The organism is Nitriliruptor alkaliphilus DSM 45188 (assembly GCF_000969705.1).
GTDB classification, from domain to species: domain Bacteria; phylum Actinomycetota; class Nitriliruptoria; order Nitriliruptorales; family Nitriliruptoraceae; genus Nitriliruptor; species Nitriliruptor alkaliphilus.
Genome location: NZ_KQ033901.1, coordinates 1,415,105 through 1,432,338, shown reverse-complemented (window position 1 = coordinate 1,432,338; position 17,234 = coordinate 1,415,105). Strand labels below are relative to the sequence as shown.

Here is a 17,234-nt window from a genome sequence, read left to right as displayed (position 1 = left end):
CACCCCTCCGGCGACGCCGAGCCGTCGCGTGATGACGAGCTCCTCACCCGCCGGTTGGTCCGCGCAGGCGAACTGGTTGGGGTCGACCTCCTCGACCACCTGGTGATCGCCGGCGACCGGTGGGTCTCCCTGGCACGCCGGGGGCACATCTAGCGCCAAGCGGTGGGGCCGAGCAATCCGGCCCCACCGCCTGCCGGTCTGGCCGAGCAAGTCGGCGACCGAGGGCATCGGGTCCGTCCGTTCCAGATGGCTACGTCGACCACGCTGCGCCGCGTTCTCGGCTCGTCCAGCCAGACTCGGGCACGGCACGCGCGGTGCTGCTGCGCGTGGCGTCGCACGCGGCTGGACGCCCCTGTGGGCGCGCCGCGCCGGGCACTCCGTCAGCCACCAGGACGGAGGAACGATGCGAACGCTGCCCGCACCGATCGAGTTCGCGATTCGCCAGCACCTGATTGTGCCACTGGTCGAGGTCCTCGCCGGGCAGAGGGCGGCCCCGGACATCGAGCCCATCGCGGCGCCAGACGTGGTCCTACGCCTCAGCATCCGACCCCGACGACACCTCCCCATCGCCACCGTTCGGACCGTCCTCGTCCAGCAGGTCCACGCGGCGCAAGCCATGGAGGTAGCCGCGACGGTCACGGACCACGCCGGGCGGGTGCACCCCCTGGGAGTTCGAGTCGAGGGCACGGAGGGGAAGGTGCAGATCGCGGCGATCGCCACGGACCTCTGGGGTATCTGACCTGGTCGCCCGGAGGGCGGCCAGCGCGGCTGCCTCCGCCTGGTCAGCGGCGGCTCGCTCCCCTGGACAAGGGTGCCAGTCCGGATGCTCCCAGCGATAGGCGGTGCCGTCCGTCCTTGCCGGCTGCGCTGCTGCGAGGAGCTCATCGAGGAGCCTGATGTCAAACGGGTCATCGTTCACTGGCCTCACCCTGTCGAAAGGCTCCAGTATCGATTACCCCTCGCCGCTGCGCTGCCCAGAGCTGTTGGGCGTTGTGGACACCCGAGCCGGATCCACCACCGCTCGCGTCGCGTCTTCGCGCGTAACCCGAGTCCGGAGCGGGACCCCCCGGTCCTTCGCGCTGATCATGGGCGAACGGGACTCCTCGTGGAACGGCTCCGGCGACGATGCCCCTACCTTCGCTGCGCGGGACATCGCCGCCACCACAGATGACGACGACACGACCCCGATCATGGGCAGTTCCGCGAGTCAGTCACTCCCAACGACCAGACCTCCGACGTTGCCGCCGTGGGGGATCAGATGCCGGGGCCGCTCGTCGACCGTGACGGCGTGTCGTCGGAGCTCACCTGGTCCCGGATGTCCTCGGCGGCGTCCTGCGCCTCGTCACGGACGTCGACGACCGCGCGCTGGGCCTCGGTCGCGACGTCCTCTGCGGCGTGCTGGGCCTCGTCGGCCACGCTCCGGCCGCTGGCCATGGCCTGGTCCTTGACGTCCTGGGCGCGGTGGGCGACCTCGTCCGCGACGGTACGAGCCCGCTCGGTGGCCTCGTGGGTCGCGGCCTGCACCCGCTGTTGAGCCTGGCCGACGATCTCCTCTCGGCGCTGCTCGCCACGGTCCGGGTCGACGAGGTACGCGGCAGCCGCGCCAGCGCCCATCCCGATCATGATCCAGAACAGGCGGCGGGGCCAGGTGGTGCCGTTGCCGCGCGCCAGGTCGTCGATGCGGTCGTCGGTCTCCCGGGTGAGCTCGGCGATGGAGTCGAGCTGCGCGGCGAGGTGCTTCTCGATGCGGTCGAGCTTGTGGTCGACCTTGGACAGGTCACGCAGGACCGAACCGCCGTCCGAGCCCACCGCCTCGGCGGTGCGGTCGCGGACGCGGTCGACCTGCTCGGTGAGGAGGTCGGGAAGTCGATCGAGCTGCACGGTGGTGCCTTCGGTCGGAGGGGCGGGGAGCTCGCGGCGTCCGGCGTGGCGCTCGGGTGGTGCCGCTCGGCCGGCGCGGTCGCCAGGAACGGCGACCTCGGCTCCACCCTGCCTCCTCCGTCGGGCGCGCGTCAGCTGTCCGAGGGGACCGTCCGACGGGGGGACGCGAGCCATCCGCCCGTTCGGACGGGGCCGGACGGCCGCTGGGTCCGGCCGGCGTCACGCCGGCGTCACGCCGGGGCGAGCCGCAGGCTGCGCAGACCGAGGAGCTTGCACGCGGCCACCACGAGGCACACGTCGGCGACGATCCCCAGCATCCCGAGCCGCCTGAGCCGCTCTCGACGCAAGTCGCCGAGACGCTGATGTGGACGGCGTTGTGAAATCCGGAGCCGTTCGACTCCGTCATCCACTCTTGGGCCCGCGGTGGCTACTCGGGGTAGCGCCTCGTGCCAACAGAGTGGCTCGCAATCCGCGTGAGGCCGGCCGCCTAGCTCAGATCAGGGGCGGCGGGTCACCGAGTGCACTTGCCTCGGCATGCAGTTCGCGAAGTCGAGCCGCATGGTCCCTGACGATTCGTTCCCAACCTATGAAGTACGTTGCGGGAATCTTCGGGTTGTTGAGGGTTGCGCCCCGCTCCATCAAGTAGGTAGCCCGATCGCGGAGAATGGCGATCATCGCCTCAGGCGAGTACTCACTGTTTGGCAGATCTACACGGCTGCGATACTCAGCCCTGGAGTACTGGCGCTTCTGGATCGCCCGCGCGTCCTGAAGGGTGTAGGACTCGCGCGCGCCGAGGATGGCCTCGACCTCCGCGAGGCCGATCCGTTGCGGGGCCGTGCGGGCCAGCTCCCAGTCGGGGCGAACATATGCCCACCGACCGGCCACCCACTCACGCATGGCGGCCGGGGAGCCGTAGTGGCAGTACAAGAGACGATTGCCGGTCGGGTCGTAGAAACCGAACAGCCAGTGCATCCCCTGCCATTTCCGTACGTGCGCTGGTCCGAAGTCACGCACGGTCGAGATGGAGGCGCCCGACGTCGACTTGAGCTCGAAGGGAACCGAACTGCCGTCCGGCAGCTCGAGGTAGGCATCCGTCTCGTCGCGGCGACGGTCGTCGGGGACGGTGAGATTGAAGAGCTGTACCAACTGGGTCTCGCGCTCGTCATCCTGAACTGGCATCAGCTACTTCGCCAACGCGTCAGCGACAGAGCAGGCCACCGCGTAGCCCAGAGGGGGCGGGACGGCGTTGCCGAGTTGACCCAACTGCATGTAGGTGGGGCCTTGAAGCGGCCAGTCTTGCGGAAAGCCCTGCAGAACTGCGCAGTCGGCGACCGAAAGGCGAAAATGCTGGTCTTTCGCCACAAACGCACGTGCCTGCTCGCGGGATGGGGCGACCCCGTTCGGCCATAGCTCCAGGTCCGCCCACTTTCGGGCGGCAGATGCGCTGCTCACTATCGACGTGGTGTGCCTCGGTCCGGTGAGTGTGCTTCGGATCGTGGGAGCTAAGCCATCATGCCCAATGTCTGGTAGCCCTAGGGCTTGCCGCGCCCCCATGCACCGTGGGAGCCCGACTACCGAATCGTTGGGCAGGGAGTGGGTCGGTTCCGGCGGATGGAAGTCCTCAATCGAGCCATCACGCCGCATTCCTACGAAGAAGACTCGCTTCCGTACCTGAGGTACGCCGAATGCGGGTGCCTGGAGTACCAGGATTCGAACATCGTAGTTTCTGCTCAGCGGCTGGATGACTCGGCTCTCGACGTAGTCGTTGAACTTCCGCTGCAGTAGCGCGGGGACGTTCTCGGCTACGAACGCCCGCGGCTCGATCGTTGTCACCGCACGGACGAACTCCGGGAACATGTCGCGCGCGTCGCCCTCGCCGCGTTGGCGGCCAGCCGCCGAGAAGGGCTGGCAGGGCGGTCCGCCCTGCACCAGATCGACTGAACCCTTGTACTGACTCCAGTCAACTCGCGTTACGTCGCCGTCCTCGCCGCCGAACACCATCCAGTCGGGCCGAGCCTTCACAAGGGTGTCGGCTGCTGGTTGGAGGATCTCGTAGGAGGCCACATGAGCGAACCCCGCTCGCTCGAAGGCGATGTCGAGGCCGCCACCACCGCTGAAGAGTGACAGGGTTCGCAGGCCGTTCGGCGCGCGCAGCGGCATCAGGGTCAGCGGGTCAAGCGTGGGGGTGTTGATCGCGTGGACGGGCGCTGGCCCCTTGCCGCCGAGTGCCCGCTTCTTCGCCTCGCGCGAGGCGTTGGAGATTGCTCGGTATCGAGCTCGCTGATCATCGGAGAGGTCCCACGGTTCGTGGAAGGTTGCACTGTTGCTCAAGGGGCCCTCAGAGTTCGGTGTCGTCTGGCGCAGCCTAACGACGCAGCCGACATCGCCGACGTAGGCTATCCGTCGGCCGTCTTCGCCACCCTGAGGATGCGCAGCGCCGCGTCGATCGCGTCCTCATGCTCCCACACTCGAACGACGGTCCAGCCCGCCTCCGTCAGTTGCCTGTCGGTTTCGCGGTCGCGCCGCCGGTTCCCCTCGACCTTGGCCTTCCAGTAGTCAGCGTTCCGCTGGGGTGCCTGGTAGTGCTGAGGACAGCCGTGCCAGAAGCAACCGTCCACGTAGACCGCGACGCGAGGTCGACGGAAGATCATGTCTGCGCGCCGACGGCTTCCGGGAAGGGGTGCCACGTCCACCCGGTAGCGGAGCCCGAGCCGGTGCGCCGCTGAACGGACTGCAAGCTCCGGGGCCGTATCACGAGAGCGTGTCGACGTCATGGTTTTCCTCGCCAGCGCAGACGAAGCCCACGACCCGTCGGGTGGGGTCCAGGCTTCGCCACCTAGCTCGGCAATCGTTATCCCAATCTCTGCCCGGTATGGCGTCCCCGAGGGCTCGATGCGCTCGAGTCCTCGTCGGCCCAGGGCCGCGCACCTCCTCGCAAGGGAACCAGGCGGTGACCTCTTCAGCTACCTGCTCCGGCTTGAGGCCGCAAGCCACGGCCTGCACGCGCGGCTGCAATGCCCGAGCCTCCCGGGCCCACCGGCTTCATCAGTTCGCTGGTCTCCCCGGAGACCTGGCCTGGTCGCCCCGAGGGCGCTGAGCGCGACTGCCCGACCTGGCTAGCGGCCGCCTGCTCCGCCGGAGATTGGTGCCAGTCCGGATGCTCCCAGCAAGCTACTGCTCCGGCCAACTGTCGTTCGCCAAGCGACGGCAGCCATGCGACCTCGGCTAGCGGATGCTCGCACAGCCCCCGGTAAGCGGTGCGTCGCGGCCGACGAGGAGTCGCGGCGCCAGCTGGCATCCGGCAAGGTGCTCGCCATGAACATCACCCCTCCAACCGCGCGGGCGGCCGCGGCGACCATGCGGGCGTTGCTGACCGGTGACCCGACCCGGCGTCGGCACAGCGCTGCGGTCGCAGTACGCGCCCAGGAGTTGTCGATCGATTTTGCAGCCGAGGACCGTCGGGCCCTCGTCGCCGCCGCTTGGTTGCACGACGTCGGTCATGCTCCGAGTGTCCAGCGCACCGGCCTCCACGCGCTCGACGGCGGTCACCACCTCACCGGCAAGTTCCCGCGCCGCATCGTTGCTCTCGTCGCTCACCACAGCGGTGCACGGTTCGAAGCCGACCTGCGCGGTTTGGCGTCACGGCTTGCAGCGTTCGAGGAGGAGCGCTCACTGGTCGCAGATCTCCTGACCTACTGCGACATGACGGTCGGCCCCAACGGGGAGCGGACGGACCTCGCTTCCCGAGTCGCCGACGTCGAGGCCCGCTACGGCGCCGATCACCTCGTAGTGCGGGCGCTGCACCTCGCTCTGCCGGAGTTGCAGCGCGCGGTCGACACCGTCGAGCGCGAGCTGTCGGGACGGCGGCTGGGTCACCGCAGCACGGCTGGCCCCCCAGCAAGGTAGTCGTCGATCCTCAGCTGGATCGCCGGGCTCACCTCGAGCGCGGCGATCTCCTCCGGGTCCACGAAGCGGACCTCGAGTGACTCATCGCTGTCCGCCGACACCGACCCACCGACGCGCCGGCACGCCAGGCAGATCGAGAACTGCTGACGAACCTCGCCGTCGTCGTAAGCGACCACGGAACGCGGATCGGAGTAGACGCCCACCAGGCTGACAGGGGCGACCTCGATGCCGGTTTCCTCGCGCACCTCGCGGACCGCAGCCTCGGCCACGGACTCCCCAATCTCCATGCGGCCACCTGGAATCGACCACTTCGTGTTGTCACTGCGACGGTGCAGCAGGATGCGTCCCTCGTCGTCCGCGACGACTGCTGAAACGGCCGGAACGAGCGAATTCGGCTCCGGTGCCCCGGGGTCTCGAAAGTAGTCCGTCCGGCTCACTGCGCCCCCTCAGACGGCGGCATCCTTGCACAGCTTCATGGCCGCTGCACGCGCTCCGCAACCGACATCCCCCGCTCCGAGCGCCTCCAGGGACATCTGAGTGGTCATCAATGGCCAGAGAATCGCGAAACCTCGAACGCTCCCGCCTCGGCATCTGGATCGAAGGACGCCGATCCCGGTCAGTGCGGCTCGGCGTCGGTTACGGAGCCCACTCCGCCGTAAGGAACTGACCCACACGGTCGAGAGTCTCGAGGCACTTCTTGTTCAAGCCCATCAGTCCCTCGCCACCGTCGATCTGATTGTCGGCGACGTCGATGACGAAGATGACATCGCTGCGGATGCTTCTTAGCCGCTTCCGGAGGTCGTCGTCGGTCAGGCGAACGCGTAGCATTTCTAGCTCCCCAGCGAGGGTCGCCAGCTTGTCGGACCACCCCTCCCCTACGACGTCGCTGAATGATCGGGCACCGTACCCATAGGTTGCTCCGTCGAGTGAGTCCGGCCTGACGCTCGAGTGCGCCAGTTCGACCAAGATCTCTTGCACCCGGATAAGGGTCTCTCGCTGAAAACTGCGGCGTTCCGCACGTACTTGCCGATCCTCTTCGGCCTCGCGAGCGCGGTCCTCACGATCACGCTGGAAGTGGTGATTGGCCCACAACGTGCCGATTCCGACGCCGTTGGTGACCGCCGCCGTGGCGAGGATGACCCAGAAGGTGCCCAAGTCCATCGATTCCCTCCCACGAGATTGCTCACGACGGCCGTGATGACGCTGATGTGAAATCGCTGTGCAGCTTCCGCGCCCCCAGCGAGCAGCAGTCTCGTGCAGGCTATGCAGGTTCACGGGTCATCGGGGAGCGCACCCGGAGGCTCGGCGATGTCGCGGTCAGGGCACCCGCCACCACGGGTCGCCCGTCGGCAGCGGTCGTCACCGCTGGTCGCCGGTCCCGTAGAGCCCCGAGGCATCGTCCCACACGCGGGCGAAGTGCTGCAGGTAGTTGGCGTACAGCCCATCTGGGCCGCGACGGCGGAGGTGCAGCAACGGCGCCTTCGACCCGGGCGTCCGGTAGAGGTGCGGTGTCACCAAGAGCTCATGGTCGAACGCGAACAGCGAACTGTAGAGCGGCGTGCCGTGGAGCCGGAGCTCGACCCCGTCCGCGTCCTCGAGCTCGCCGTAGTACTTGATCGCCGTTCGGATGCGCGCAAGCAGCCCCTCCTCGAGCTGCTCCTCCTCGTCTCGCTGTACGACGATCTCTGCCTCGGGGTCCGCCAGCGCGATACGCACCTGGCACCCGTCACGACCCTTGTCTCGTAGAAGCTCCATCAACCCTGGGTGCTGCTCCGGCAGGTGGAGCATCGCGTAGCCCAGTAGGTCGATCCGCTCGGTGGCGCTCTCGAAGAGCCGCCACCAGGTCGACGTCGGGAGCAGCGCCCTGTGCGGGTAGGCCGCGATGATCTCCTCGGTACATGCCGCCTCAGCCCCGGGGCCGACGCTCTCAGGCGGCCACAGGTACTGCTCGTCGTCACGGAGGATGCGCGCGACCTGCCAGCGATGTCGGCGGTAGGGACGCCGGCCGCTGAGCCAGCGCTGGACCGTCTTCGGGTCCACCTCGCAGGCGTCGGCCACCTCTTCCACGGTGACCTGGGCCTCGCTCATCGAGGCTCGCAGCCGCTCGTTCGCCATCCCCCGTCCTTACCTCGCATGGTCGGGCCACCGTACAGAGACGTCCCAAGACGTCCCAGTACGTGGTGTCGCCGTCTGTGGAAACCGGTCACTGTGCGTGGCGTCGGGTAGCACGATGGGCCGAGGAGCAGGCGATGCGGGGTGTCGAGGATCTCCCTCCCACGATCAGCGTCGAGGAGGCTGGGCAGATCCTCGGTGTCAGTCGCCGCAGCGCCTACCGGGCGGCCGAGAACGGCGAGCTACCGACCCTGCGGCTCGGGCGACGGCTGCTCGTACCCACCGCGAGGCTGCTCGCGATGCTGGGATTGCCGGCCGACGGCTCGAAGCAGCTGGAAGGCGCCGACCGATGAAGGGGCGGGTCTTCAAGCGCTGCTCTCGGTGCAACGCCACCGTGCCAGGCCGCCGCTGCACCACCTGCGGCTCCGACCGCTTCACGTGGGCGTTCATCGTCGACGTGGGTCGCACCACCGCAGGGGGCCGCAAGCAGCGGCGTCGACAGGGGTTCGCGACCAAGACTGAGGCGGAACGCGCACTGCGCGAGCTGCTGCACAAGCTGGACACCCAGCGCTACGTCACCCCTGACGGCCTGACACTCGCCGCCTTCGTCGAGGACGAGTGGCTGCCCGCGGTTCGGCCGCCGAACCTTCGGGCCGCAACGTGGACCAGCTACCGCGACGAGCTCCGCCGCCACGTGCTGCCGACTCTCGGCGCCGTGCCGATCCAGCAGCTGACTCCGGTGCAACTGAACCAGCTCTACGCCCAGCTGCTGGCAACCGGCCGGCGAGATGGGGCGGGCGGCCTGTCGCCGCGAACGGTCCGCTACATCCACACGGTCCTGCGCAAGAGCCTCGCCGACGCGCTGCGGTGGGGACGGGTCGAGCGCAACGTCGCCGACCTGGCCGATCCCCCACGACAGGTGGCCTCCCGGCATGGCGGCCACATGCAGACCTGGACCGCGCCGCAGCTGCGCAGCTTCCTGGATCACGTCGGGGACGACCGGCTCTACCCGGCGTGGCGCTTGGCCGCCACGACTGGGATGCGCCGCGCCGAGATCCTCGGGCTCCGTTGGGTCGATGTGGACCTGGACGGCGGGCGGCTCGCGGTGCGGCAGGCGTACATCAGCATCGACGGGCGTGCGCAGTTCTCCGAGCCGAAGACTCGCCAGAGCCGCCGCACCATCGACGTCGACGCGCGCACCGTCGAGGTGCTGCGCACCTGGGCGCTCGAGCAGCAGGAGGAGCGGCGTGCGTGGGCTGACGCTGGCGAGGACCACGGCCTCGTGTTCACCCGGGAGGACGGCTCACCGATCCCTCCCGACCACTTCTCGAAGCAGTTCAGACGGCAGGCCTCAGCCGCGGGACTGCGGCCGATCAGGCTGCACGACCTGCGCCACACGCACGCCAGCCTGCTGTTGGCCTCCGGCGTCAACCCCAAGGTCGCGTCCGAGCGGCTCGGTCACCACTCGGTGGCCTTCACCCTGGACGTCTACAGCCACGTGCTGCCGGGGATGCAGTCCGCCGCCGCGGAACGCGTCGCCGAGATGATCTTCGACGAAGGCCTGCCAGGCCGCCCGGAGAACGGGCTGAACGACGGTCGGCCCGACGATGTGTGACCGAACCGTGACCGAACGAGGAGCAACCATGTACCCCGCCGACCCCCAGAACGCACGGAACCCCCGGTCAGCGGGGGTTCCGTGTCGCGCGCTGGGAGGGATTCGAACCCCCGGCCGCCTGATCCGTAGTCAGGTGCTCTATCCGGACTGAGCTACCAGCGCAGGTGGTGCGGTGTGACAGCGGAGGCTGAGGGATTTGAACCCTCGAGGGGGTTAGACCCCCAACGGGATTAGCAATCCCGCGCCATAGACCAGACTAGGCGAAGCCTCCAGGCGCCCGCGAACCACCCGGGGGTGGAGCGCGGCGGGGCGCAGAATAGCAGCCGCAGCGGGCGCCTGATCCCGGCTGCCCGCTGCGGCACACCCCCTACCCTCGCGAGGTGCACCCGTGGGCGAACGCCGCGATCGACCGGGCCCCTTCCTGGGCGCGCCGGCCCGTCACGCTGCTCGCGCACACCATCGACCGTGCGGGGGCGGACCGGCTCCCGGGGCTCGCCGCCGAGCTGGCGTTCTGGGTCCTGCTGTCCCTGCCGGCGCTGCTGCTGACCGCGATCGCGACCCTCAGCTTCGTCGCCGGGGAGGGCGACGGGTGGCGCGACGATCTCATCGACCGCATCGTGGACGTCGCCTCGGTGGCGCTCACCCCCGGCGTGCTCAACGACGTGCTGCGACCGGTCCTCGTCCGGCTCGTCGAGGACACCACGCTGCCGGTGGTCTCGGTGGCGTTCCTGGTCACGGTGTGGACCGCGTCCCGTGCGGTGAAGGTCGTGCTTGTGGTCATCGCCATCACCTACGGCGAGCAGGAACCGGGGGGCTTCGGTCGGCGGCTCCTGGCGTTCGCGCTCACCCTCGGGGCGCTCGTGGTCGGCCTGCTGCTGGCGCCGCTGTTGATCGTCGGCCCCGGGTTCGGTGAGCAGCTCGGTGAGCAGCTCGGTGACCTGCCCGGGCTGGAGGCCGGCGTGCTCGGGGCGGTCTGGCGGGCGACGTACTGGCCGACGGTGATCACGCTGGCCACGCTGGCCCTCGCGAGCCTGTACCACGTGGGCGCGCCATGGAACACGCGCTGGCGCCGCGACCTTCCCGGCGCGGTCCTGGCCACCGGAGGCTGGCTGGCGGGCAGTGCGGCGCTGCGGTTGTACGGCGCCTGGATCCTCAACTCCGAGAGCGCCTACGGGCCGCTCGCGGGTCCGATCGTCGGTCTGCTGTGGGTCTGGCTGACGGGGTTCGCCGTGCTGGTCGGCGCGGAGTTCAACGCGCAGATCGAACGGCTCTGGCCGACCCGCCCAGCGGACGCACCGGACGAGCCCAGCGTCCGGGAACGCCTGACGTCCGCGTTCGACCGCCGACGCTGACCGCCGGCGCTACCAGCGGCCAACCCCTCGGACAGGGTCAGCCGCGGAGCCGTGCGGGGCCGCGCGCAGCCGGAACTCGAACGACGTGCCCCCCGCCGGGCCGGACCGGACCGTCAGCTCCTGCCCATGCGCCTGCAGGATCTGCTGGCTGAGCGCGAGACCGAGCCCGAGACCACCGCTCGGCCGCGTGGTCGGCTCACCCGCCCGGTAGAAGCGTTCGAGGACGTGTGGCAGGTCCGTCTCGGGGATGCCCGGACCATCATCGGTGATCGCGATCTGCACGTCCGACCCGTGCGGCTCCGCACGGACCCAGACCTGCGTCCCCCGGGGGGTGTGCCGGGCGGCGTTGGACAGCAGGTTCTCGACCACGTGCTCGAGGAGGCTCGGGTCGGCCTCGACCGCGAGGTGTTCGTCGACCTCGACGTGCACCGGGTGGTCCTCGAACAGGGACGAGAGCCGACCGAGCACGGCCGACACGCACGTGGCGAGCGCGACCGTCGAGGTCCGCGCGACGAGCTCCCCGCGTTCGAGCGCCGAGGTGTCGACCAGCGACCGAACCATCACCGCGAGGCGCTCGGCGTTCTGGTCGATCCGCCGCAGCAGGTCGGCACGCCGCCCGGGCGCCAGGTCGTCCCAGCGCCGCTCCAGGGTCTGCCCGAGGCCGTGGATGACCGTCATCGGGGTGCGCAGCTCGTGCGAGACGGTCGAGACGAAGTCGTGGGTCCGCTCGTCGAGACGCCGCAGTTCGGCCACGGTGCTCGCGTCCGCCTCGAAACGGCGGGCCCGACCGAGGGCGATGCCGGCCTCCTCCGCGAGCAGTTCGATGGCCTCGACCTGGAGCTCGGTGATCCCCTGTTCACGGCGGCCAGCGACGAGGACCGCGGACACCTCGCCGTCGACCACGATGGGCACCCCGATGGCACCGCGCAGGTCTCGCGAGCCCGAGAGGCTCGCCGGGTGATCCGGGTAGTCGGCGACCACGCTCGTGCGGCCGGTACGCCGCACGACGCTCGCCAGGCCGTCGTCGGGCCCGAGCCGGATCGGCGGATCGACCCCCGGGAGCGGACGGGCCGCCACCAGCCGCAGATCCTGCCCGTCCACGACGCGCAGGATGGCACTGTCGAGGCCCGCGTCCCGCGCTCCCTGGACGACCGCCTGGAAGACGGCCGTGGGCTGGAGCGCCTGCAGGCGGAGGACGGAGGCGAGCAGCGACGCACGCGTCCGCGATTCCCTGCTGGCCTGACGCTCGATCCTGAGCGCCGACTCCAGCGCTCCGGTGCTGAGCAGTGCGACCACCGCCAGCAGGAAAGCGCCACCGATCTGGGTGACGAGCATCACCGGGTCGCGGACACCATCGACCACGAGCGTCACCGCCCAGCCGAGGATGGACCACGCCACAACCGGTCGACGGTGACGCTGCGGCAGCGCGAACGCCGCCGCCACGATCACGACACCGAAGATGATGGCGAGATCCTGGCTGTCGGCGGTGGTGCCGGCGGTCAGCGCCACCACACCAGCGGCCACCCCGATCGCGCCGATCACCGCCGGCACGACCGGTGGTCGTGCCGCTTCGGTCCGTCGGAACCGTTCGGTTCTCAACCCGCCGCCGACGAGCAGCACGATCACGACCAACGCGACGGTGAGCACGACGGCGTGTTCGACGCCGTGCGCGACGCCTGATGCGGCGATCACCAGGACCGGTGCGAGCGACGCGACACGGATGGCGCGAGCGGTCAGGGCGCGCCGGGTCGCGGTCGGCGGGGCGCCCTCCTCGGCCGGGTTCATGTCGCCACCCCCGGATCGGCGAGTGGCATGCGCAGCCGCAGCCCATCCGGCAGCCGTTCGCTCCCGGCCCCGGCAGCGACGAACAGTTGCTCGGCCAGAGCCCGCGCGAAGCCCCCCTGTAGCCCCTCGAGCTGGCGCAACCGGACGTCGACGGTGAGCGTGCCGTCGACGCGGCGCAGGTGGAGGCCGCCTTCGATGTCGAGCGACGCCCGCCGCAGCAACCCGAAGGCACGGCGGACGAGGTCACGGTCGACGATGACGACGGGCCGTCCGCTGACCCGAACGTCCATCCCCGTTCCCGCCAACGCCGGCGCGAGCAGCGCGAGGACGTCGATGGGTTCGGGTCGCGGATCGGAACGCCCGACGTGGACCCGCGAGAAGTCGAGCAGCGCCTCCAGCGTCTCGCCGAGATCCTCGGCCTGGACGGTGAGCCGCTCGAGCAGCACCTCGCGCTGACCGTCCGGGAGCCGGTCGCCGTAGGCAGCCAGCGTCTGCGCGACACCGCGCACGACGGTCAAGGGGTCACGCAGGTCCTCCGAGACGCGATCCACGAAGCTGGCGCGGAGGCCGTCGAGGTCGCGCAAGCGGGTCAGCAGCGCGTCCTGGTTGCGCACCACCTGGTCGTTGGCCAGCGCGCCACCGAGGTGCGCGGCGAGCACCTCGACGACCTCGACGTCACCCATGGGCGGCGCACCGGCCTCGTCGAGAGCGACGGTCACCACCCCGAGCGTCCGCCCGTCGGCCCGGATCGGCGTGGCCACGACCGCACCGAGGTCCAGCCCCGGGAGCCGCAGGTCGTCGTTGCGGTAGTCCCCGGACACCACGGTCCGTCCGGTCGACAGCGCGTACCCGCTGACCCCCTGCCCGTAGTCGTCACGCGGCTCCACGCCCTCCACGCGGCGCGCCCGGAGACCGTCCGCACCGACGAGCAGCACCGCGGCCACCGGGAAGCCCAGGTCCTGCAGCGCCTCGACGGTGATGTCCACGGCCTGTCCCGGACCGGCGGTGCTCAGCTCACGGACCGCAGCGAGCAGCTCGGCCCGACGCTCGGCCGCGCGGCGGGTGTCGAGCTCACGCTGGCGCGCGAGAGCGAGGTCGTCGGCGAGTGCACCGGCGAGCCAGGCGATCACGACCACCAGCAGGAGCGGGCCGAAGACCTCGACGGCCCCCTGCGCGTCGAGCGGTGCCTCGTGGTCGCGGCCGAGCAGCCCCCCGAGCGCAGCGATGGTCAGGGCCTGCGCGCCGAGCCGTGCCCGCGCATCCCGGATGGTGGCCATCGCGACCGCCGCAGCCGCGATCGCACCGAGCCAGGACTCGGTCGGCAACTGTGAACGGGACGCCACCAGCACGAGCCACAGCGACGTCGACCCGATGAGCGCCACGCCGACCGCTTCACGACCACGTGCGCCGGCGCGGCGGCTGACCTGCAGGCCCCCCCGTGCCGCGATCAGCAGGAGGACCATCGTGGCCAGCGCGAGCCGATCGGGTCGGCCGCCGGGGCCGGCGAACCAGGCCGCCGGGAAGCTCACCACGGAGGCGATGACCACCAGGCGCGGGCTGAACCGGGCGCGGTGAGGCGCCCTGGCTCCGCTGGCCGCCGTCACCCCCAGGGTCGCCCCCTCGCCCGGTCCGGCCGCCCACCGCGACCGCAGCGGAGGGTGTGGGATTCGAACCCACGGGACGGCGTACACCGCCCGGCGGTTTTCAAGACCGCTGCCTTCGTCCGCTCGGCCAACCCTCCAGGACCCCGAACCCTACCGAAGGCGGCCGAACGCACCCGGGACGGTGGCGGCCGAGCGCTGGCGCTCCGCACGGACCGTCCGTACGCTCGCCAGGTTGTTACATGGAGGCCCCTGTTGTCAACCTCGCCCGGCGCCCACGTGCCGACCGCGGCGGGCGTGCCGACCCGCCGCACACCCCACCCGGGCGTGCCCCGCCCCCGCATCGCGTGGCCGACGGTGGCCCTGGCGGTGACCCTGCTCGTGGTCTTCGCGGCCACCGCTTGGGTGGCGCTGACCGGCCGCGCCAGCGCCTGGATCACCGTGCCCGTGCACGCTGCGGTGTGCTTCGCGATGTTCACCGTCCTGCACGACGCCACCCACCGGGGCGCCGGTCGGGTCAAGGCCGTCAACGAGGTGCTCGGCCGCGTCGCCATCCCGTTCGTCGCGCTCTACGCCTCCTTCCCCCTCTTCCGGTACATCCACCTCGAGCACCACAAGCACGTCAACGAGGACCCGTCGACCGACCCGGATGCGTGGGTCATCGAGGGGCCGGCCTGGCAGCTGCCGCCCCGCTGGGCGGTCGTCGACGGGCGGTACGCGTGGTTCTGGTTCCGCGACGTGCGCTCGCGGCCCCGCGCCGAGGTCATCGAGTCGCTCGCGGTGATGGTCGCGGCGGTCGGCGTGCTCATGGGGCTCGCGGTGACGGGCCACCTCGCCGCGTTCGCCCTGGTCCTGCTCATCCCTCAGCGCATCGCGTTGGTCGTCCTCGCCTGGTGGTTCGACTGGCTGCCCCACCACGGCCTCGAAGCGACCAACCGGGACGACCGCTTCCAGACCACCCGCAACATCGTCGGCCTCGAGGCCCTGCTGACCCCGCTGATGTTCAGCCAGAACTACCACCTCGTGCACCACCTGCACCCGATCGTCCCGTTCTACCGCTACCTCCAGGCGTGGCGGAACGAGGAGGTCGCCTACCTCGACCACGAACCGCCGCTGGCGAGGATCACCGGACGGCCCGTGACGGCCGACGAGGAACGCGCACGCCGAGGGTTGGTGTCGCCGAGCTGAGCAGCCCGCCGGTCCGACGGGTCGCCAGCTCCCTCAGCGCGTCACCCCGAGGTGGTCGCACAGGTTGTGGGCGAACCGCTCCCCCATCCGGTGCATCGTCGCGTGCATCACGCGGGTCACCGCGGGGCGGGACAGGGCCGGCAGCGGCAGATCGACGTGCACGGTCATGTCGACCGAGAGGTGGGTCCCACCCTCGGTCGACTCGAGGGTGTAGATGCCGTCGGCACCGGCCCGCTCCTTGCCGACGGGCGCGTGGGTGAAGTCGATCCGCTCGGCCGGGTCGAAGTCCATCCGCACGGTGAAGCACGGCGACACGGCCACCCCCACACCCGCGATGTGGGTCAGGTGCCAGCGCCAGTGAGCGTCGTCGACCTCGACGATCCGGTCGATCAGCGGCGTCATCTCGGCGAGCAGGGACGGCGAGGTCAGCACCTCCCAGATCGGTTCGGGCGGGACCGGCAGGGTGTCGCTGGAGGTGTTGCGGGCCTCGAACCGCGTCACCGGCGCCCTCCTGCGAACAGGACCTCCGCGCCGAGATGGGGCACCAACGCCTCGGGGACGGCGACCGAACCGTCGGCGCGCTGGTGGGTCTCGACCAACGCGATGATGGCCCGCTGCACCGCCAGCGCGGTCCCGTTGAGGGTGTGCACGAGGACGTTGTCCCCCTCGGCCACCTTGATCCGGCTCTTCAGGCGCCGCGCCTGGTAGTCGGTGGTGTTCGAGCAGGACGTGACCTCGCGGTAGGCGTCCTGGCCCGGCAGCCACGCCTCGATGTCGAACTTGCGTGCCGCCGATGCGCCGAGGTCGCCGACCGGGATGTCCACCACCTGCGCGTGGACGCCGAGGCCGGTGAAGATCTCCTCCTCGATGGCCAGGATGCGTTCGTGCTCAGCGTCGGAGTCGTCGGGGTGCACGAAGCTGAACAGCTCCACCTTCTCGAACTGGTGGACCCGCAGGATCCCGCGCGTGTCCTTGCCGTGCGCGCCGGCTTCGCGCCGGAAGCAGGGCGAGTACCCGGCGTAGCGCAGCGGGAGCTCGTCGGCGGTCAGCAGTTCGTCCATGTGCAGCGCCGCGAGCGGGACCTCGGAGGTGCCGACGAGGTAGAGGTCGTCCTCGGGGAGGGTGAAGATCTGCTGCTCGTCGGTGGGCAGGAAGCCGGTGCCGTACATCGCCTCCTCGCGTACCAGCACCGGGGGGATGACCGGCGTGTGCCCGTGCCGCCCGGCGACCTCGAGGGCGTAGCGCACGAGCGCGAACTCCAGGAGCGCCCCCTCGCCCTTGAGGTAGGCGAACCGCGCACCGGAGGTGCGCGCCCCCCGGGCGAGGTCGAGGGCGTCCGCGGCCTCCATCAGGGCCACGTGGTCCTTCGGCTCGAAGTCGAACGATGGCCGCTGACCGAAGGTCCGCAGCACGATGCCGTCGCCCTCCTGCCCGTCGGGCGCGTCGGGGTGGGGCAGGTTCGGCACGCGGGCGAAGGCCGCGGCGTGCTCGGCCTCGGCCGCGTCGAGCTGGGCCTCGAGGTCGGCCACCGTCTGCTTCAGCTCGGACGCGCGGGCGATCATCGCGGGCCGCTCGTCCGGGGAGGCCTTCCCGATCGACGCGGACGCGGCCCGCTGCTCGGCGCGGGCGCCGTCGACGTCAGCGGTCAGGGACCGGCGACGTTCGTCGAGCGCGAGCAGCTCGTCGATGCGGGCACGGTCGAGGCCACGGCGCGCGAGGGCGGCGGCGACGACGTCGGGTTCGGTACGGAGCAGACGGAGATCGATCATGGGCCGCAGGCTAACCGCGCAGCCC

18 protein-coding genes and 3 tRNA genes are annotated in these 17,234 nt (G+C 70.5%); 7 read left to right on the top strand and 14 right to left on the bottom strand.

Annotated elements, in window-relative coordinates; translation table 11 throughout:
- Positions 1–153 (top strand): JAB domain-containing protein (locus NITAL_RS29370; protein WP_342674220.1); only part of this gene is annotated, 153 nt, incomplete at its 5' end.
- Positions 154–403: 250 nt separating this feature from the next.
- Entirely contained in the window at positions 404–739 is a 336-nt protein-coding gene (locus tag NITAL_RS06750; protein WP_052665343.1) for an Rv3235 family protein, read from the top strand.
- Positions 740–1,254: 515 nt separating this feature from the next.
- On the opposite strand, the gene NITAL_RS06745 is transcribed toward NITAL_RS06750, so the two are convergent.
- The 4 genes from NITAL_RS06745 to NITAL_RS06730 all read right to left on the bottom strand — a co-directional run bounded on the left by NITAL_RS06745 (position 1,255) and on the right by NITAL_RS06730 (position 4,670).
- Positions 1,255–1,881 (bottom strand): YtxH domain-containing protein, encoded by a 627-nt coding sequence (locus tag NITAL_RS06745; protein WP_157041671.1) that lies wholly within the window; start codon positions 1,879–1,881, stop codon positions 1,255–1,257.
- A gap of 492 nt (positions 1,882–2,373) precedes the next feature.
- The gene (locus tag NITAL_RS06740; protein WP_052665341.1) at positions 2,374–3,060 is read right to left on the bottom strand and encodes a hypothetical protein; all 687 of its coding nucleotides are present in this window, start codon (positions 3,058–3,060) and stop codon (positions 2,374–2,376) included.
- Positions 3,061–3,063: 3 nt separating this feature from the next.
- Complete coding sequence (locus NITAL_RS06735; RefSeq protein WP_052665340.1) at positions 3,064–4,212, bottom strand: DNA cytosine methyltransferase; 1,149 nt, start codon at positions 4,210–4,212, stop codon at positions 3,064–3,066.
- A 65-nt stretch (positions 4,213–4,277) separates the two neighbouring features.
- Positions 4,278–4,670 carry a very short patch repair endonuclease gene (locus tag NITAL_RS06730; protein WP_281175591.1) on the bottom strand — a complete coding sequence of 131 codons (393 nt, stop codon included), beginning with the start codon at positions 4,668–4,670 and terminating at the stop codon, positions 4,278–4,280.
- A 526-nt stretch (positions 4,671–5,196) separates the two neighbouring features.
- Between NITAL_RS06730 and NITAL_RS06725 the strand changes: the two genes are divergently transcribed.
- Positions 5,197–5,787 (top strand): HD domain-containing protein, encoded by a 591-nt coding sequence (locus NITAL_RS06725; RefSeq protein WP_169786758.1) that lies wholly within the window; start codon positions 5,197–5,199, stop codon positions 5,785–5,787.
- On the opposite strand, the gene NITAL_RS06720 is transcribed toward NITAL_RS06725, so the two are convergent.
- The 3 genes from NITAL_RS06720 to NITAL_RS06710 all read right to left on the bottom strand — a co-directional run bounded on the left by NITAL_RS06720 (position 5,754) and on the right by NITAL_RS06710 (position 7,902).
- Positions 5,754–6,224, bottom strand: a complete 471-nt coding sequence (locus NITAL_RS06720) for an NUDIX domain-containing protein (protein WP_052665337.1) — start codon at positions 6,222–6,224, stop codon at positions 5,754–5,756. The two genes, NITAL_RS06725 and NITAL_RS06720, sit on opposite strands and share 34 nt — an antisense overlap.
- A gap of 199 nt (positions 6,225–6,423) precedes the next feature.
- Entirely contained in the window at positions 6,424–6,948 is a 525-nt protein-coding gene (locus tag NITAL_RS06715) for a hypothetical protein (RefSeq protein WP_052665336.1), read from the bottom strand.
- Between the two features lie 198 nt (positions 6,949–7,146).
- Complete coding sequence (locus NITAL_RS06710; RefSeq protein ID WP_052665335.1) at positions 7,147–7,902, bottom strand: helix-turn-helix domain-containing protein; 756 nt, start codon at positions 7,900–7,902, stop codon at positions 7,147–7,149.
- Positions 7,903–8,036: 134 nt separating this feature from the next.
- Between NITAL_RS06710 and NITAL_RS06705 the strand changes: the two genes are divergently transcribed.
- Positions 8,037–8,252, top strand: coding sequence for a helix-turn-helix domain-containing protein (locus NITAL_RS06705; protein WP_052665334.1), 216 nt, complete (start codon positions 8,037–8,039; stop codon positions 8,250–8,252).
- On the top strand, positions 8,249–9,514 hold the full coding sequence (locus NITAL_RS06700) for a site-specific integrase (protein WP_052665333.1): 1,266 nt from the start codon (positions 8,249–8,251) through the stop codon (positions 9,512–9,514). The genes NITAL_RS06705 and NITAL_RS06700 overlap by 4 nt, the downstream gene beginning before the upstream one ends.
- Before the next feature lie 87 nt (positions 9,515–9,601).
- Here the strand turns inward: NITAL_RS06700 and NITAL_RS06695 are convergent.
- Both NITAL_RS06695 and NITAL_RS06690 read right to left on the bottom strand, forming a co-directional pair.
- Positions 9,602–9,676 (bottom strand) — tRNA-Arg (locus tag NITAL_RS06695).
- A gap of 19 nt (positions 9,677–9,695) precedes the next feature.
- Positions 9,696–9,785, bottom strand: a tRNA-Ser gene (locus tag NITAL_RS06690).
- A gap of 109 nt (positions 9,786–9,894) precedes the next feature.
- On the opposite strand from NITAL_RS06690, the gene NITAL_RS06685 reads away from it, so the two are divergent.
- Positions 9,895–10,866 (top strand): YihY/virulence factor BrkB family protein, encoded by a 972-nt coding sequence (locus NITAL_RS06685; RefSeq protein ID WP_052665332.1) that lies wholly within the window; start codon positions 9,895–9,897, stop codon positions 10,864–10,866.
- 9 nt (positions 10,867–10,875) lie between these two features.
- Here the strand turns inward: NITAL_RS06685 and NITAL_RS06680 are convergent, their stop codons facing one another.
- From NITAL_RS06680 to NITAL_RS06670, 3 genes are all read right to left on the bottom strand, one after another.
- Positions 10,876–12,651 (bottom strand): sensor histidine kinase, encoded by a 1,776-nt coding sequence (locus tag NITAL_RS06680; RefSeq protein ID WP_052665331.1) that lies wholly within the window; start codon positions 12,649–12,651, stop codon positions 10,876–10,878.
- Positions 12,648–14,198 (bottom strand): sensor histidine kinase, encoded by a 1,551-nt coding sequence (locus NITAL_RS06675; protein WP_157041669.1) that lies wholly within the window; start codon positions 14,196–14,198, stop codon positions 12,648–12,650. Before NITAL_RS06675 ends, NITAL_RS06680 begins: the two co-directional genes overlap by 4 nt.
- 105 nt (positions 14,199–14,303) lie before the next feature.
- Positions 14,304–14,392, bottom strand: a tRNA-Ser gene (locus tag NITAL_RS06670).
- Between the two features lie 115 nt (positions 14,393–14,507).
- Between NITAL_RS06670 and NITAL_RS06665 the strand changes: the two genes are divergently transcribed.
- Positions 14,508–15,440 (top strand): fatty acid desaturase, encoded by a 933-nt coding sequence (locus tag NITAL_RS06665; RefSeq protein WP_157041668.1) that lies wholly within the window; start codon positions 14,508–14,510, stop codon positions 15,438–15,440.
- A gap of 33 nt (positions 15,441–15,473) precedes the next feature.
- Here the strand turns inward: NITAL_RS06665 and NITAL_RS06660 are convergent, their stop codons facing one another.
- On the bottom strand, positions 15,474–15,941 hold the full coding sequence (locus tag NITAL_RS06660; RefSeq protein WP_052665328.1) for an SRPBCC family protein: 468 nt from the start codon (positions 15,939–15,941) through the stop codon (positions 15,474–15,476).
- On the bottom strand, positions 15,938–17,209 hold the full coding sequence (serS, locus tag NITAL_RS06655) for a serine--tRNA ligase (RefSeq protein WP_052665327.1): 1,272 nt from the start codon (positions 17,207–17,209) through the stop codon (positions 15,938–15,940). The genes NITAL_RS06660 and serS overlap by 4 nt, the downstream gene beginning before the upstream one ends.
- Positions 17,210–17,234: the final 25 nt, after the last annotated feature.

Coding starts and splice junctions, on each gene's coding strand:
- NITAL_RS06750 (WP_052665343.1), top strand. CDS start 404: ATGCGAACGCTGCCCGCACCGATCGAGTTCGCGATTCGCCAGCACCTG.
- NITAL_RS06740 (WP_052665341.1), bottom strand. CDS start 3,060: ATGCCAGTTCAGGATGACGAGCGCGAGACCCAGTTGGTACAGCTCTTC.
- NITAL_RS06725 (WP_169786758.1), top strand. CDS start 5,197: ATGAACATCACCCCTCCAACCGCGCGGGCGGCCGCGGCGACCATGCGG.
- NITAL_RS06715 (WP_052665336.1), bottom strand. CDS start 6,948: ATGGACTTGGGCACCTTCTGGGTCATCCTCGCCACGGCGGCGGTCACC.
- NITAL_RS06710 (WP_052665335.1), bottom strand. CDS start 7,902: ATGGCGAACGAGCGGCTGCGAGCCTCGATGAGCGAGGCCCAGGTCACC.
- NITAL_RS06705 (WP_052665334.1), top strand. CDS start 8,037: ATGCGGGGTGTCGAGGATCTCCCTCCCACGATCAGCGTCGAGGAGGCT.
- NITAL_RS06700 (WP_052665333.1), top strand. CDS start 8,249: ATGAAGGGGCGGGTCTTCAAGCGCTGCTCTCGGTGCAACGCCACCGTG.
- NITAL_RS06680 (WP_052665331.1), bottom strand. CDS start 12,651: ATGAACCCGGCCGAGGAGGGCGCCCCGCCGACCGCGACCCGGCGCGCC.
- serS (WP_052665327.1), bottom strand. CDS start 17,209: ATGATCGATCTCCGTCTGCTCCGTACCGAACCCGACGTCGTCGCCGCC.